The organism is Bradyrhizobium sp. Kon58, from assembly GCF_055807455.1.
On sequence record NZ_JBVVOT010000238.1, the window covers coordinates 1 to 349 of the forward strand.

Annotated in this window: 1 protein-coding gene; it reads left to right on the top strand. The window is 61.9% G+C overall.

Features of this window, described 5'->3' with window-relative positions:
* Positions 1–105: 105 nt before the first annotated feature.
* On the top strand, positions 106–349 hold a 244-nt coding region (locus tag AC0L20_RS40275), incomplete at its 3' end, for a thiaminase II/PqqC family protein (RefSeq protein ID WP_473295711.1).

Here is a 349-nt window from a genome sequence, read left to right on the forward strand (position 1 = left end):
CAACCCGATCCTCGACGAAGACTCTCCCGAGCGAGCCGAGCTGGTGCGGCGTAACGTCGAAGTGGCTTACGACGGCATGAGCATCGAATTGTAGGAGCAGGCGAAATGACTGACACACCGTTGACCACCACCGAATTCGAAGCCGCCTTGCGCGCCAAAGGCGCCTTCTACCACATCCACCACCCGTACCACGTGGCGATGTACGAAGGCCGCGCCACCCGCGAGCAGATTCAGGGTTGGGTCGCCAACCGCTTCTACTATCAGGTGAACATTCCGCTCAAGGACGCCGCGATCCTGGCCAACTGCCCGGACCGCGAGATTCGTCGCGAGTGGATCCAGCGCCTGCTCG